This window comes from Lentzea chajnantorensis, assembly GCF_054300775.1.
In genome coordinates, this window is the sequence record NZ_JBSDZT010000002.1 from 206,602 (window position 1) to 220,317 (window position 13,716).

The 13,716-nt window shown below is 70.5% G+C and carries 15 protein-coding genes and 1 pseudogene; 5 read left to right on the forward strand and 11 right to left on the reverse strand.

Annotated elements, in window-relative coordinates:
* The first annotated feature begins 5 nt into the window (after positions 1 to 5).
* Entirely contained in the window at positions 6 to 1,055 is a 1,050-nt protein-coding gene (locus tag ACVDFE_RS01385; protein ID WP_360386157.1) for a winged helix DNA-binding domain-containing protein, read from the forward strand.
* Here ACVDFE_RS01385 and ACVDFE_RS01390 read toward each other — a convergent pair.
* Genes ACVDFE_RS01390 through dapE form a run of 3 tightly spaced genes read right to left on the reverse strand, consistent with a single transcriptional unit; the run spans position 1,026 to position 3,425 of the window.
* Positions 1,026 to 1,559 carry an LOG family protein gene (locus ACVDFE_RS01390; protein WP_458434247.1) on the reverse strand — a complete coding sequence of 178 codons (534 nt, stop codon included), beginning with the start codon at positions 1,557 to 1,559 and terminating at the stop codon, positions 1,026 to 1,028. The genes ACVDFE_RS01385 and ACVDFE_RS01390 overlap by 30 nt on opposite strands.
* Positions 1,559 to 2,341, reverse strand: a complete 783-nt coding sequence (locus ACVDFE_RS01395) for an LOG family protein (protein ID WP_360386154.1) — start codon at positions 2,339 to 2,341, stop codon at positions 1,559 to 1,561. The genes ACVDFE_RS01390 and ACVDFE_RS01395 overlap by 1 nt, the downstream gene beginning before the upstream one ends.
* Before the next feature lie 16 nt (positions 2,342 to 2,357).
* Positions 2,358 to 3,425 (reverse strand): succinyl-diaminopimelate desuccinylase, encoded by a 1,068-nt coding sequence (gene dapE / locus ACVDFE_RS01400; RefSeq protein ID WP_360386151.1) that lies wholly within the window; start codon positions 3,423 to 3,425, stop codon positions 2,358 to 2,360.
* A 60-nt stretch (positions 3,426 to 3,485) separates the two neighbouring features.
* On the opposite strand from dapE, the gene ACVDFE_RS01405 reads away from it, so the two are divergent.
* From ACVDFE_RS01405 to ACVDFE_RS01415, 3 genes are all read left to right on the forward strand, one after another.
* Complete coding sequence (locus tag ACVDFE_RS01405; protein WP_360386148.1) at positions 3,486 to 3,899, forward strand: hypothetical protein; 414 nt, start codon at positions 3,486 to 3,488, stop codon at positions 3,897 to 3,899.
* A gap of 70 nt (positions 3,900 to 3,969) precedes the next feature.
* Positions 3,970 to 4,926, forward strand: coding sequence for a 2,3,4,5-tetrahydropyridine-2,6-dicarboxylate N-succinyltransferase (gene dapD / locus ACVDFE_RS01410; protein WP_458429310.1), 957 nt, complete (start codon positions 3,970 to 3,972; stop codon positions 4,924 to 4,926).
* A gap of 76 nt (positions 4,927 to 5,002) precedes the next feature.
* Entirely contained in the window at positions 5,003 to 5,908 is a 906-nt protein-coding gene (locus ACVDFE_RS01415; protein ID WP_360386142.1) for a hypothetical protein, read from the forward strand.
* A 30-nt stretch (positions 5,909 to 5,938) separates the two neighbouring features.
* Here the strand turns inward: ACVDFE_RS01415 and dapC are convergent, their stop codons facing one another.
* Positions 5,939 to 7,030 carry a succinyldiaminopimelate transaminase gene (gene dapC / locus ACVDFE_RS01420; RefSeq protein WP_458434248.1) on the reverse strand — a complete coding sequence of 364 codons (1,092 nt, stop codon included), beginning with the start codon at positions 7,028 to 7,030 and terminating at the stop codon, positions 5,939 to 5,941.
* 2 nt (positions 7,031 to 7,032) lie between these two features.
* Entirely contained in the window at positions 7,033 to 7,362 is a 330-nt protein-coding gene (fdxA, locus tag ACVDFE_RS01425) for a ferredoxin (protein WP_218130387.1), read from the reverse strand.
* Positions 7,363 to 7,563: 201 nt separating this feature from the next.
* On the opposite strand from fdxA, the gene ACVDFE_RS01430 reads away from it, so the two are divergent.
* Entirely contained in the window at positions 7,564 to 8,232 is a 669-nt protein-coding gene (locus tag ACVDFE_RS01430) for a GNAT family N-acetyltransferase (protein ID WP_458429311.1), read from the forward strand.
* On the opposite strand, the gene ACVDFE_RS01435 is transcribed toward ACVDFE_RS01430, so the two are convergent.
* The 6 genes and pseudogenes from ACVDFE_RS01435 to ACVDFE_RS01460 all read right to left on the reverse strand — a co-directional run bounded on the left by ACVDFE_RS01435 (position 8,208) and on the right by ACVDFE_RS01460 (position 13,604).
* The gene (locus tag ACVDFE_RS01435) at positions 8,208 to 8,639 is read right to left on the reverse strand and encodes a hypothetical protein (protein ID WP_360386137.1); all 432 of its coding nucleotides are present in this window, start codon (positions 8,637 to 8,639) and stop codon (positions 8,208 to 8,210) included. The two genes, ACVDFE_RS01430 and ACVDFE_RS01435, sit on opposite strands and share 25 nt — an antisense overlap.
* Positions 8,629 to 9,465 (reverse strand): N-acetyl-1-D-myo-inositol-2-amino-2-deoxy-alpha-D-glucopyranoside deacetylase, encoded by an 837-nt coding sequence (gene mshB, locus ACVDFE_RS01440; RefSeq protein WP_458429312.1) that lies wholly within the window; start codon positions 9,463 to 9,465, stop codon positions 8,629 to 8,631. The genes ACVDFE_RS01435 and mshB overlap by 11 nt, the downstream gene beginning before the upstream one ends.
* A gap of 56 nt (positions 9,466 to 9,521) precedes the next feature.
* Positions 9,522 to 10,514 carry an ABC transporter ATP-binding protein gene (locus ACVDFE_RS01445; protein WP_360386131.1) on the reverse strand — a complete coding sequence of 331 codons (993 nt, stop codon included), beginning with the start codon at positions 10,512 to 10,514 and terminating at the stop codon, positions 9,522 to 9,524.
* Positions 10,511 to 11,677 (reverse strand): ABC transporter ATP-binding protein, encoded by a 1,167-nt coding sequence (locus ACVDFE_RS01450; protein WP_458429313.1) that lies wholly within the window; start codon positions 11,675 to 11,677, stop codon positions 10,511 to 10,513. The genes ACVDFE_RS01445 and ACVDFE_RS01450 overlap by 4 nt, the downstream gene beginning before the upstream one ends.
* Before the next feature lie 2 nt (positions 11,678 to 11,679).
* A complete protein-coding gene (locus ACVDFE_RS01455) occupies positions 11,680 to 12,612 on the reverse strand; it encodes an ABC transporter permease (protein WP_458429314.1) in 933 nt (310 codons plus the stop codon).
* Positions 12,605 to 13,604 (reverse strand): annotated as a pseudogene (locus ACVDFE_RS01460) (ABC transporter permease). Before ACVDFE_RS01460 ends, ACVDFE_RS01455 begins: the two are co-directional and overlap by 8 nt.
* Positions 13,605 to 13,716 lie beyond the last annotated feature (112 nt).

Consider the following 13,716-nt stretch of genomic DNA (forward strand, 5'->3'; position numbering starts at 1 on the left):
TCCGGGTGGACCTCACCCGGCAGCAGGTGCTCCTCCACCGGATCCACCAGCACGAGCTGGACCGGCGCGTCGGCGACGCGGCCGAGCTGGCGGTGTTCTCCCTGGGCGTCCAGGACAACACCGCCGGCTCGGCGTTGCTCAGCCTCGCCGCACGCCTCACCGCGCCGGCCACCGACGACTTCACCGTCACGTGGTCGGTGCGCGGTGCCCCGCACCTGCACCGGGCCGGTGAGCTGAAGGCGTTCGCCCGCGCGCTGTGGCCGTGGAGCGACGCCGACGCCCGTGCCCGCGCCTCCCGGCCGAAGGTCGACGACCTGCTGGCGGCGTTGCGGCACGTCGCCACGGCCATGCGGTCGATCGTGACGAAGCCGATGACCAAGGGCGACGTCAGCGCGGCGCTGACCCCGTTGGCGCCGAAGCAGACCGTCGAGGACTGCCGGGGCTGCGGGACCGCGCACGTCAGCGACCCGATCTTCCGGCTCGCCGCGCTGCCCGCGGGTTTGCGAATCCTGCCCGAGTGCAAGACCGTCACGTTCGAACGGATTCACGGCTGGCCGGGGGTGCCGCGGCAGACCGCCGGGTTCGACGAGCTGGTGCACCGCTACCTGGCGCTGCACGGCCCGGCCGGACCGTCCGAAGTGGCCTCCTACTTCGGCACGACCGTGCGCGAGGTCAAGAAGAGGTGGCCGGACGACCTCGTCGAGGTGGCCGTGGAGGGGCAGCAGGCGTGGCTGCCGGAGGGTGTGGAGATCGCCGCCGCCGACCCGCCGGAGGTCAGGTTCCTGCCGCCGACCGACCCCTACCTGCAGGCGCGCGACCGCGACCTGCTGCTGCCGGACAAGGCCGCGCAGAAGGACGTCTTCCGCGTGCTGGGCCGGCGCGGCGCCGTGCTGGTGGACGGCGAGATCGCGGGCTCCTGGCAGGGCAGGGTGGTGTCCGGCAAGCGGTTCGCGGTGGCGGTCACGCCGTACCGGCCGCTGCCGGACCTCCTGCCGGAGGCCCAGTTCCTGGCCAGGGTCAGGGGACTAGCGGACGCAAGCGTCGAGAGCCGCTGACACGTCGCCGGTCACGACCAGCGAGGCCAGTGCGGCGGGCGAGACGAAACCCTTGTCCCGCAGCTCGGTCAGCCACTCGACGAGGCCCTTGTAGTGGTCGTCGACGTCGAGCAGCACGACCGGCTTCTCGTGCATCCTCAGCACCCCGGCCGTCCACACCTCGAAGAACTCCTCCGCGGTGCCGATGCCGCCGGGCAGCGTGAGGAACGCGTCGGCCTTGTCGTCCATCATCCGCTTGCGCTCGCGCATGGTGTCGACGACGTGCAGCTCGGTCGAGTCGGTGTCGGCGATCTCCCTGGTGGCCAGGCCCTTCGGGATCACGCCGTAGGTGCTCGCGCCGCCGGCGCGAGCCTCCCGTGCGACCGCGCCCATCATCGAGGTCTGCCCGCCGCCCCACACGAGGTTCCAGCCGCGTGCGGCGATCTGCCTGCCCACCTCGGCGGCGACGTCCACGTAGCTCTGGGGAACGGTGGCGAGACTGCCGCAGTACACAGCCACGTACATCAGTGTGCGTCCGCCCATGCCTTGTGCGCTTCCTTGACCACGCGCACCGCGTCGTCGATGTCGTCGGTCAGGTGCAGCAGCGCGAGGTCCTTCTCGCCGACCTTGCCGCCCTCCAGGACCGAGCTCTGGATCCAGTCGTACAGGCCCTGCCAGTAGCTCTTGCCGAACAGCACGACCGGGAACTTCGTGACCTTCTTCGTCTGCACCAGGGTGAGCGCCTCGAACAGCTCGTCGAGCGTGCCGAAACCACCCGGCAGGCAGATGAACGCCTGCGAGTACTTGATGAACATCGTCTTGCGGACGAAGAAGTAGCGGAAGTTCACGCCGAGGTCGACCCACGGGTTGAGCCCCTGCTCGAACGGCAGCTCGATGCCCAGCCCGACCGAGAACCCGCCGGCCTCCGAACACCCGCGGTTGACCGCCTCCATGGCGCCGGGACCGCCACCGGTGATCGCCGCGAAACCGGCCTCCGCCAGCGCTTTCCCGAGGTCGCGCCCGAGCTGGTACTCCGGGTGGTCCCGCCCGGTCCGCGCCGACCCGAACACGGTCACCGCGCTCGGCACCTCGGCGAGCGCCCCGAAGCCCTCGACGAACTCGGCCTGGATGCGCAGCACCCGCCACGGGTCGGTGTGCACCCAGTCCGACGGCCCGCGCGAGTCGAGCAGGCGCTGGTCGGTGGTGGTGAGCTCGTCCTTCTGGTCGCGGCGCAGCACGACCGGCCCGCGCTGCTTCTCCTTGGGATGCTCGTCCACCGCGCCGTTGCTGTTCTTCTCTTCCGTCATCCGATGATCCTAATGATCAGGCCAGCAGAAAACGCTGAAGCACGGTGAAACACCCGGTGATCTGTTCGACCGGCACGTTCTCCTCCTGGGTGTGCGCGAGCGTCGGGTCGCCCGGCCCGAAGTTCACCGCGGGCATCCCCAGCGCCGCGAACCGCGCCACGTCCGTCCACCCCAGCTTGGCCACCGGCGTGCCCCCCGCGGCGGCCACCAGCTCCTGCGCGGCGGGGGCGTGCAGCCCCGGCAGCGCACCGCCCGAGAAGTCCGTGACCGTGACGTCGTAGCCCGCGAAGACCTCCCGCAGGTGCTGCTCCGCCTGCTCCACCGACCGGTCCGGCGCGAACCGGTGGTTGACCGTCAGCACCGCCTCGTCCGGCACGACGTTGCCCGCGACCCCGCCGCTGATCTTCACGGCCTGCAGTCCCTCGTGGTACCGGCAGCCGTCGATCTCGGGCTGCCGCGGCTCGTAGGCGGCGAGCCGGTTCAACGCCTCCCCGAGCCCGTGGATGGCGTTCTGCCCCATCCACGCCCGCGCGGTGTGGGCGCGCTTGCCGGTCGTCCTGACCTCGATGCGCATGGTGCCCTGGCAGCCGGCCTCGACCGTGCCGTTCGACGGCTCGCACACGATCGCGAGGTCGCCCCTCAGCCACTCGACGAGCTCCCGTTCGATGCGGGTGAGCCCGTTGCGCTCGGCCTCGATCTCCTCGCAGTCGTAGAAGACGAACGTGAGGTCGTGGCGCGCGTTCCGGCTCTGTGCGGCGATCGCGAGCATGACCGCGTCGCCGCCCTTCATGTCGACGGTGCCGCACCCGTGCAGCACATCGCCCTCGCGGCGGCTGGGGAAGTTCCGGTTGACCGGCACGGTGTCCAGGTGCCCGGCCAGCACGATCCTCTTGTCCTTGCCGAGGTTCGTCCGCGCCAGCACGGCGTTCCCCGATCGAGTGATCTCCAGGTGCGGCGCGTGCAGCCGCAGCGAGCGTTCGACCAGATCGGCGATCTCGTCCTCCTCCCCTGACACGCTGCGCACATCCACCAGCGCGGTGGTGAGCTCGATCGGGTCGGCGAACAGGTCAAGGGTGTCGGACACGACCGCCACCCTAGCGCCGCGCGTTTCGCGCCTGCCCGATCAGCCGCTAGCGTGCGGTGCGTGACCAAACGCACACTCCTCGTCACCGCGCTCGTGCTGACGGCGACCGGCTGCGGCGAGGCGCCCGCGGCGTGCGACCAGCAGTGCGGCGAGATCAGGGCGCTGTTCGCCGCCCCGTGCGGCTCCCAGCACAGCGGCACCCCCGCCGAGTGCGCCGCGTGGGTCTCCCGGGTCGGCGGCATGACCCGCGCGCTCGACCGGTCGTTGCAGGGCAAGGAGGTCGAGCCCGGCGTGAACGAGGTGCTGCCCCGCCTCAAGACCTCGGTCGGCGACTTCGAGGCGAACCGCTGCGGCGAGGTGGCGGTGGACAACGTGTCCAGCACCGACGCCCGGCAGTGGAAGTGCAACGAGGCCCTGATCGCGACGCGCGGCGACCTCGGTTCCCTCTACTTCACAGCCGACGTCCCCGACTGAGCACGACCGCCGCCACCGGCGGTGACCTGCGGAACCCGGCCCCGTCCCACCAGGACTAAGCTCGGTCTCCGTGAGCACCGCATACGGCATCGGCTTGGCCACTGTGACCCCGGACGGCACCGTCCTCGACACCTGGTACCCGTCGCCCGTCCTGGAGGAGACGCCGGACCTGGGCACGACCCGGCTGGCCTCCACCGAGATCGCGGCAGCCCTCGGAGAGGCCGCGGCCAAGCTCCTCGGCGAGGACCCCGAGCGCGGCGTCGAGGTGGTCGGCGTCCGCGTGGCGGTCGACCTGGACGCCGCCCCGGCCGACACCTACGACGTCTGGCTGCGACTGCACCTGCTCAGCCACCGGTTGATCCAGCCGCACGGCGCGAACCTCGACGGCATCTTCGGCCTGCTCACCAACGTCGTGTGGACGAACCACGGCCCGTGCGCGGTCGACGGCTTCGAGCAGACCCGCACCCGCCTGCGCGTCCGCGGGCCGGTGACGGTCTACGGCGTCGACAAGTTCCCGCGCATGGTGGACTACGTGGTCCCGTCCGGTGTGCGCATCGGTGACGCGGACCGGGTGCGGCTCGGCGCGCACCTCGCGTCCGGCACCACGGTCATGCACGAGGGCTTCGTGAACTTCAACGCCGGCACGCTCGGCAGCTCGATGGTCGAGGGCCGCATCTCCGGCGGTGTCGTGGTCGGCGACGGCTCCGACGTCGGCGGCGGCGCGTCGATCATGGGCACGCTGTCCGGCGGCGGCAAGCAGGTCATCTCGCTCGGCGAGCGGAACCTGCTGGGCGCCAACGCCGGCCTGGGCATCTCGCTCGGCGACGACTGCGTGGTCGAGGCCGGGCTCTACATCACCGCCGGCACGAAGGTGACGCTGCCCGACGGCACGGTCACCAAGGCCGTGGAGCTCAGCGGGCAGTCGAACCTGCTGTTCCTGCGCGACTCCACCGACGGCGTGGTGAAGGTGAAACCGCGCAAGGGCACCGGCGTCGAGCTGAACGCCGCGCTGCACGCGAACGACTGACCGGAAACCAGGTGTCCGGGGCCCGGTCTGCGCAGGCAGGCTGGGCCCTTGCCGTCTCGACCCGCAGGAGGTGCACGTGCTGAAACAGCGACTCGAGTTGAACGCTCGCGCCGCCATCGAGCGTGCCCTCCAGGGTGCGCAGTCGGAGGACTCGTTCGTCGAGTTCAAGACGCAGTGGCCGGTCGACCACGGCAAGGCCGCACGGCAGATCGCCGCCCTCTGCAACGCCGCCAGGGGCTCCGAGGCGATGTGGGTGGTCGGTGTCGACGAGAAGGGCCGCTACGTCAAGGGCGCGCCGGCCGAGGAGCTGTCGAGCTGGTGGCCCAAGGTGGAGAGCCACTTCGACGGCGTCGCGCCCGGCCTCACGACCGTCGCGTTCGACTGGGCTCCGCGCCGGACGGTCGTGGTGCTGTCCCTGCAGACCGACAACGCGCCGTACGTGTTCGTCACGAAGAAGGAGCCCTACAGCCGGGAGATCCCGTGGCGCTCCGGTGAACGCACGCGGTCAGCACGCCGCGGCGAGATCCTGGAACTGCTGCTGCCCAGGCTGGAGATGCCGGGCTGGGAGTTCGTCAGCGCCCGCGCGACGCTCAGCCAGCACTCGCCGACGCTGCGGTTCGAGGGCGACCTCTACCTGGAGACGAACCAGCCGCTGAGCCTGCCGCACCACCGCTGCCACTCCTACGTCACGTACGGGCTGGACAGCGAGACCGTCGACCTCGGGTTCAGCTTCCGCACCAACAGCAGGGACGTGCGGGCCGTCGAACGGGTCGTGCGGGTCGCGGAACCGGCCGTGCTCCACGTCAGCGCGGACACCGACGTGGAGCTGGACGCCTTCCAGGACCTGTGGGACCTGCACTGGCACCTCGTGCTGGGCCTCGGCCTGAGCGGCGAGGAGATCAGCACGAGCGTGCGGCTCACCACGGACGCGGTGCCGCCCAACCAGTTCACCCGCCGGGTGTGGTCGGCGCTGAAGCCCTGACGCCCCTGACGCCGCGCCGGCAACGCCGGGTCAGGCCTTCAACCGCTCCGCGGCGGCCGCGACCCGTTCGTCGGGGGCCGTCAGCGCGATCCGCACGTGCCGGGCACCCGCGGGACCGTAGAACGTGCCCGGTGCGGCCAGGATGCCCCGGTCCGCCAGCCAGGCGATGGTCTCCCAGGCGTCCTCGTCGCGCGAGGACCACAGGTACAGCCCCGCCTCGGAGTGCGACACGGTGAACCCGGCCGCCTCCAGCGCGGGCTTGAGCACCTCGCGCCGGGCCTGGTACCTGGCCCGCTGCTCGGCCACGTGCGCGTCGTCCTCCAGGGCGGCGCGCATGGCCTCCTGCACCGGCCGCGGCACGATCATGCCCGCGTGCTTGCGCAGCTCCAGCAGGCCCGCGACCAGCTCGGGGTCGCCGAAGACGAACCCGGCCCGGTAACCGGCCAGCGAGGACGACTTCGACAGCGAGTGCACGGCGAGGACGCCGTCGAAGTCGTCCACGACGGACGGGTGGAGCACCGACACCGGCGCGGAGTCCCACGGCAGTGCGAGGTAGCACTCGTCCGACGCGACAACGGCTCCGGCCTCGCGCGCGGCGGCGACGGCGGAACGCAGCTGTTCGGTCGACAGGACACGGCCGGTCGGGTTCGACGGCGAGTTCAGCCACACCAGCTTCGTGCCGGGCGGAGGCCGCTCGTCGTCGGCCAGCCGGACGACCTCGGCACCGGCGAGCAGCGCGCCGACCTCGTAGGTCGGGTACGCCACCGACGGCACGGCCACGACGTCACCGGGACCGACGCCCAGCAACGTCGGCAGCCACGCCACCAGCTCCTTGGAGCCGATCGTGGGCAGCACCGCGTCGGCGGACAGGCCGGTGATCCCGTAGCGCCGCCGCACGGCCGCCACGAAGGCGGCGCGCAGCTCGGGCGTGCCGTGGGTGGTCGGGTAGCCGGGAACGTCCGCGACGGACGACAGCGCGGACTGGATCACCGCGGGAACCGGGTCGACGGGTGTGCCGACCGACAGGTCGACCACACCGCCGGGGTGCTTGCGCGCCTTGGCGGCGTGGCCGGCCAGCGAGTCCCACGGGAAGTCCGGCAGGCCCGGACCTCGGCGTTGGATGATCAATGCCCCTCAGCAGCCTGCGGTGCGAGTGCCTTCACGAACTCCGGGTCGGCGCTGACCTTGCCGACCTTCGAGGCGCCACCGGGTGAGCCGAGCTCGTTGAAGAAGTCGACGTTCGCCTTGGTGTAGTCCTTCCACTCGTCGGGGACGTCGTCCTCGTAGTAGATGGCTTCCACTGGGCACACCGGCTCGCACGCGCCACAGTCCACGCACTCGTCGGGGTGGATGTAGAGCATCCGGTCGCCTTCGTAGATGCAGTCGACGGGGCACTCTTCGATGCACGCCTTGTCGAGCAGATCCACGCACGGCTGGGCGATCACATAGGTCACTGCGCTCTCCTGCTTCTCACTGGTCCACACCGCGCAAGCCGGAGAGTACGCGGCACGTTCGAGTATCACCCGGTCAGGCTTGCCTTAGCTGCCTGGTGCGCCACGTCACACCACCCACCCCGGCTCGCTCCCTGAGACGAGGATGGACCCGTGCACACAGTGGATCACCTGGAATCGCTCTGCGCGCGAGCATGGCCCGCGGTGGCAGAAGAACGGCTTGGAGACTGGTTGATGCGCGCGGCCGCCGGCTTCACCGGCCGCGCGAACAGCACGCTCACCTGCGGCGATCCCGGTGCACCGGTTCCGTCGGCGCTGTCGGCCGTCGAGGGGTTCGCCCGTGCGCACGGCATCAAACCCACTGCTCACGTCGTGCGCGGCAGCGGTCACGAGCGGGCGATCACCGACGCGGGCTGGCGGGTGGACCTCGACCACCCCGGCGGGGCGGAGTCGCTGGTCATGACGGGTCCGCTGGAGAAGTTCGCCGACGGTGCCGCCGAAAGCCGCGATCTTCCCGGATGGTGGGAACTGACGGCCGGATCCGAGGTGACCGCCGCGATGCGGCACGTGCTCGGCACCGGCCGGGTGTGCTTCGCGGGCGTCGAGGAGGACGGGGTCGTGGTCGCCGCCGTGCGCGGGGCGGTCGTCGAGGACGTGCTGCACGTGGCCCGGCTCGCCGTGCGGCCGGAGCACCGCCGCCGCGGTCTGGCCACGCGCCTGATGGGCGAGCTGGCCGGGTGGGGTCTCGCCGAGGGCGCCACGACGTGCGCGCTCCAGGTCGCCGAGCACAACACCGCGGCGATCCGGCTGTACGAGGAGCTCGGCTGCTCCGAGCACCACCGCTACCGCTACTGGGTGCCCGCGGGGTCGTAGAGGCCGGGCCGGTTGGCCGCGTTGCGCGCCATCGCCGCGCTCACGGCCACCGCGCCCGGCAGCGCGCCGCCGGCGATCAGCAGCAGCGTGCGCCAGTCGCCCAGCAGGAAGCTGACGCGGGCGACCCGGCCGGGCTCCAGGTAGGCGAGCGCGAAGATCGTGAAGAACCACACCAGCAGCGGCGCCGCGGCGGCGGACACCCGGTCCGACAGCGCCGCGGCCCACATGACCAGCACGGGCGTGGTGACCACCGCCACCACGACCATGACCGGGAACGGCCACGCGCCGAGGTCCGGCAGCAGCGTCCCGTCGAACCGGACGAGCAGGAAGAACACTTCCAGCACAGCGAGCACCGCTGCCTCGACGCACAGGAGCAGCAGCAACACCACTCGCCAGCTAGCGCTCACCCAGTCCTCCGAACAGATCCGCGGCGACGCCGTCCGCCGGTCCCTTGGCGAGCACGTAGTACTCGTTGCCGACCAGCGGCTGGGCGATGCCGTTCGACAACGCGTACCCCTCGTCCCACACACTGACCTGCGTGGAGTGCGCGCGCAACGCACGGCGCTTCGCGATCAGGTGCTCCGAGATGTCGATCACGGTGGTGATGTCCTCGTCCGGCGTCACCGGCAGCTCGCCGGGCTCCGGCAGCCGGAACACCTCCGGCACCGCGGACAGCGCCGCGACGCCCGCCTCCGTGGCGTCGCGCGAGGTCACCGCGTAGAACACCCGCTCGACGTCCGAGACCTGCGCGCAGGCGGCCATCGTGATCTCGTGCGCGCGGATGTGGTCCGGGTGCCCGTACCCGCCGAACGCGTCGTAGCTCACCACGACCTGCGGCTTCACCTCGCGCAGCACGTCGGCGAGCTGCGCGGCCTGCTCCTGCACCGAGCCCTGGACGAACGCGCGCGGGTGGGCGTTGGACGGCACGTCGACCATGCCGGAGTCGCGCCACCTGCCGATGCCGCCGAGGAACCGGTGGTCGGTCACGCCCAGTGCCGCGCAGGCGGACCTCAGCTCCCCGACGCGGTAGCCGCCGAGCTGGTCGGCCTCCGCGGCGGCCAGGTGGGCGAGCGCGGGCGGGATGATCTCGCCCTCCTCCCCCAGCGTGCACGTGATCACCGTGACGTGGGCGCCGGCCGAGGCGTAGCGCGCGATGGTGCCGCCCGTCCACAGACTCTCGTCGTCTGGGTGGGCGTGCACGAAGAGCAACCGTGGTGGGGCAGTCAGCGTCACCAGAAAAGAGTAAAGGCCACCTTTGTCCAGGGACGAAGGTGGCCTTCACATCGGTCTCACACGACCGTTTTTTCCTCAGCGAAGTGGCAGGCGGACAACGTTCCGTCCGGCGCACCTCGCCTTTCCAGCTTCGGTTCTTCGGTGGCACAGATGTCCTGGGCCTTCCAGCACCGCGTGCGGAACCGGCAGCCCGACGGCGGGTTCACCGGCGACGGCACGTCACCGGTCAGCACGATCCGCTGACGCTTGCGCTCCTGCTTGGGGTCCGGCATCGGCACCGCCGACAGCAACGCCTGCGTGTACGGGTGCATCGGGCGGGTGTAGATCGCCTCCCGCTCGCCGATCTCGATGATCTTGCCGAGGTACATGACCGCGACCCGGTCCGAGATGTGCCGCACCACCGAGAGGTCGTGCGCGACGAACAGGTAGGCCAGCCCGAGCCGTTCCTGCAGCTCCTCCAGCAGGTTCACGACACCGGCCTGCACCGACACGTCCAGCGCGGACACCGGCTCGTCGAGCACCAGGAAGCGCGGGTTCAGCGCCAGCGCGCGGGCGATGCCGATGCGCTGCCGCTGACCGCCGGAGAACTCGTGCGGGTACCGGTTGCGGTGCTCCGGGTTCAGGCCGACGAGTTCCATCAGCTCGTTGACCCGCCGCTGCACGCCGCCCTCGACCCCGTGGATCACCAGCGGTTCCGCGATGATGTCGTTGACCTGCCACTTGGGGTTCAGCGACGCGTACGGGTCCTGGAAGACGATCTGGATGTCCTTGCGCAGCGGCCGCAGCTGCTTGGTGCTGAGCGACGTCAGCTCGCGGCCCTCGAACTTCACCGAGCCCGAGGTGGGCTTGTGCAGCTGCAGGATCGCGCGCCCGGTCGTGGACTTGCCGCAACCGGACTCGCCGACCAGGCCGAGCGTCTCACCGGGGCTCAGCGTGAACGACACACCGGACACGGCCTGCACGGTGCCGACGTTGCGCGGGATGATCCCCTTGCCGCGCACCGGGAACTCCTTGACGAGGTCGGTGACCTCCAACAGCGGGGTGGTCACTTCGACTCCTCGTCCAGCAGGGTTCCGTGCACGGCGGTGACTTCGAGCGACTCGTCGGGGTTGGCCGCGGCGAAGACCGCCGGGTTCTCCACGGTGCCGATCTCGTCGTGCAGGAACAGCCTCTGCGGCTGCTCGTGGGTCGCCAGGTGCTCCCAGCGGTGGCAGCGCGTGCGGTGGTCCGGCCGGCCCGCCTCCTCCAGGTGCGGTTCCCACTCGTGGCACACGTCGGTGACGAGCGGGCAGCGCGGGGAGAACGAGCAGCCGGTCGGCAGGTTCACCAGCGAGGGCGGCGCGCCCTTGATCGGGGTGAGCCGCTTGCCCAGCGAGGCCGGGTTCGGCACGGAGCCCAGCAAGCCCACGGTGTAGGGCATCCGCGGCCGTTCGAACACGTCGTCGACCGGGCCGGACTCGACCACGGTGCCGCCGTACATGACCTGGACGCGGTTGACCATGCCGGCGACGACGCCGAGGTCGTGGGTGATCATGATGATCGCCGCGTCGGTCTCGGCCTGCAGCCGCAGCATGGTGTCGAGGATCTGCGCCTGCACCGTCACGTCGAGCGCGGTGGTCGGCTCGTCCGCGATGATCACGCTGGGGTCGTTGATGATCGCCATCGCGATCACCACGCGCTGCCGCATGCCGCCGGAGAACTCGTGCGGGTACTGTGCCGCGCGCTTGTCCGGCTGCGGGATGCCGACGAGCTCCAGCGCCTCGACCGCCTTCGCCCACGCCGCCTTCTTCGAGACGTCGTGGTGCGCGCGGTAGGTCTCGGCGAGCTGCCACCCGACGCTGTAGACCGGGTTCAGCGACGTCATCGGGTCCTGGAAGATCATCGCGATGTGCTTGCTGCGGAACGGCTGCATCTGCTTGTAGGTGCGGCCGTTGAGCTCCTGGCCGCGGTAGCGGATGGAGCCCTCGATCCGCGCGCTGCCCGGCAGCAGGCCCATGATCGCCATGGACGACACCGACTTGCCGGAGCCCGACTCGCCGACGATGCCCAGCACGTCACCGGCGTTGAGGTCGAACGAGACGTTGCGCACGGCGCGGACGTCGCCGTCGTCGGTCGGGAAGGTGACCGACAGGTCCTTCACCGACAGCAGCGGTGCGGTGGACCCGTTGTCAGCCGGCAGGAAGTCCTCGGTCAGTTCGGGAACAGTGGTCATGGTCAGGCACGCACCTTCGTCTGCCGCGGGTCGAACGCGTCGCGCAGGCCGTCACCGATGAAGTTGACGGCGAGGGAGAGCGACACGAGCACGATGAACGGACCCCAGAACAGCCAGGGCCGGTTCAGGAACTGCCCGTAGTTCTCCAGCACGATCACGCCGAGCGAGGTGTCCGGGGGCTGGACGCCCAGTCCCAGGAACGACAGCGCGGCTTCGGTGAGCACTGCCGCCGCGATCGCCAGCGTGGCGTTCACGGTGATGCTGCCGATCATGTTCGGCACCAGGTGCTTGAAGATGATGCGCGGGGTGGTGGCACCGCAGGCGCGGGCCGCCTCGACGAACTCCCGCTGCGCGAGCGAGAGCGTCTCACCGCGGGTGATGCGGGCGATCTGCATCCACGCGAACGCGGCGAGCACCAGCGCGACCACGTACCAGCTGCCGGAGAAGCCCTTCACCACGATCGCGGCGACCGCGATCTGCGGGATGATCAGCAGCAGGTCGACCAGGCGCATCAGCGCCGCGTCGACGAACCCGCGCAGGTAGCCGGCGAGCGCGCCGAACGTCACGCCGATGGCGGTGGCCAGCGCGGCCACGATCAGCGCGATCTGCAGCGAGTAGCCGGTGCCGCGCATGAGCAGCGCGAGCATGTCCTTGCCGACCTGGGTGGTGCCGAGCGGGTGGGTGCCGCTCATCGGCTGGTAGGACCTGCTGGAGACGTCCTCGAAGTCGTAGGTCCAGATGAACGGGCCGACGAACGCGAAGAGCACCAGGAAGACGAACACGCCGAGGCTCACCATGGCGAGCCGGTGGCGCAGGAAGCGGCGGATGACGAGCTGCCCCTGCGTGCGGGTCTTCGCCGAGTCGAACTCGTGGGCGCCCGCCTCGGGCGCGGAGCTGACCACGCCGCCCTCGGACGCCAGGTTGATGTTAGCCAAGGCGAATCCTCGGGTCGAGGATGCCGTACACGACGTCGGCAACCAGGTTGAACAGCACGATCAGGGTCGCGGTGACCGCGAGCCAGCCCATGAGCATCGCCGGGTCGAACTGGCGCACGGAGTTCACGAGCAGCGTGCCCATGCCGGCCCAGCCGAAGACGGTCTCGGTGATGATCGCGCCGGAGAGCACCGCGCCGAAGTTCAGCGAGAACAGCGTGGCGACGGGGATGAGCGCGTTGCGGAACGCGTGCCGGAAGACCACCCGGCTCTGCGAGATGCCCTTCGCCCGCGCCGTGCGCACGAAGTCCGAGTGCAGGATCTCCAGCATGGAGGCCCGCTCGAACCGGCTGTAGGCGGCGAAGCTGATCAGCATCAGCGCGACCGTCGGCAACAGGAACGTGCCGGTGTACTTGAAGATCACGTCGCCGAGGTCGCCGCTGAAGCCACCCGGCCGCGGACCGGCGGTGGTGAGCCAGCGGTCCAGCCCCATCGACTCCAGGACGTTGTTGAACTGGATGCCGTAGTTCTTCACGATCACGGCGACGCAGAAGATCGGCATCGAGAACATGAGGAACGCGGTGCTGGTGGCGAGGTAGTCGAAGATCGAGTACTGCTTCACCGCGGCGAGCACGCCCACCGAGACGCCGAGGGTCAGCGCGAGGAAGCTCGGCCCCGATGACCAGCCGCCCGGTGGTCCACAGCGCGTCGGTGACCGCCGGGAAAACCGCTTGCTTCGCCTGGCCGAGTGCGATGCTCTGTCCCCAGTCACCGGACAGGAAGTCGGTGAGCCAGTTCCAGTAGCGGACGACGATCGGCTTGTCGAGACCGAGCGAGATCTCGGCGGCCCTGATGTCGGCCTCGGTGACACCGGGGCGGAACCGCATCTCCGCCAGCGGGTTGCCCGCCGTGGCGACGAGGACGTAGCAGGCGAAGCTACCGATCAGCAGGATCGGTATGGATATGAGCAAACGACGAATGATGTAGCGAATCACGACAAGCTCCTGTTGGGCGGCACCCGGCTGCCGGGGGGTGAGGCCGGGCACGGGAACCCCGCAGCGCGGAATGTACGCGCGGTGGTGGCGTGCGGGGAACCCAGGCGAACGG

Bases quoted from the DNA above. Each gene is read 5' to 3' on its own strand.
- ACVDFE_RS01450 (WP_458429313.1), bottom strand. From the start codon at position 11,677: ATGACCACTGTTCCCGAACTGACCGAGGACTTCCTGCCGGCTGACAAC.
- ACVDFE_RS01390 (WP_458434247.1), bottom strand. From the start codon at position 1,559: ATGTACGTGGCTGTGTACTGCGGCAGTCTCGCCACCGTTCCCCAGAGC.
- ACVDFE_RS01395 (WP_360386154.1), bottom strand. From the start codon at position 2,341: ATGACGGAAGAGAAGAACAGCAACGGCGCGGTGGACGAGCATCCCAAG.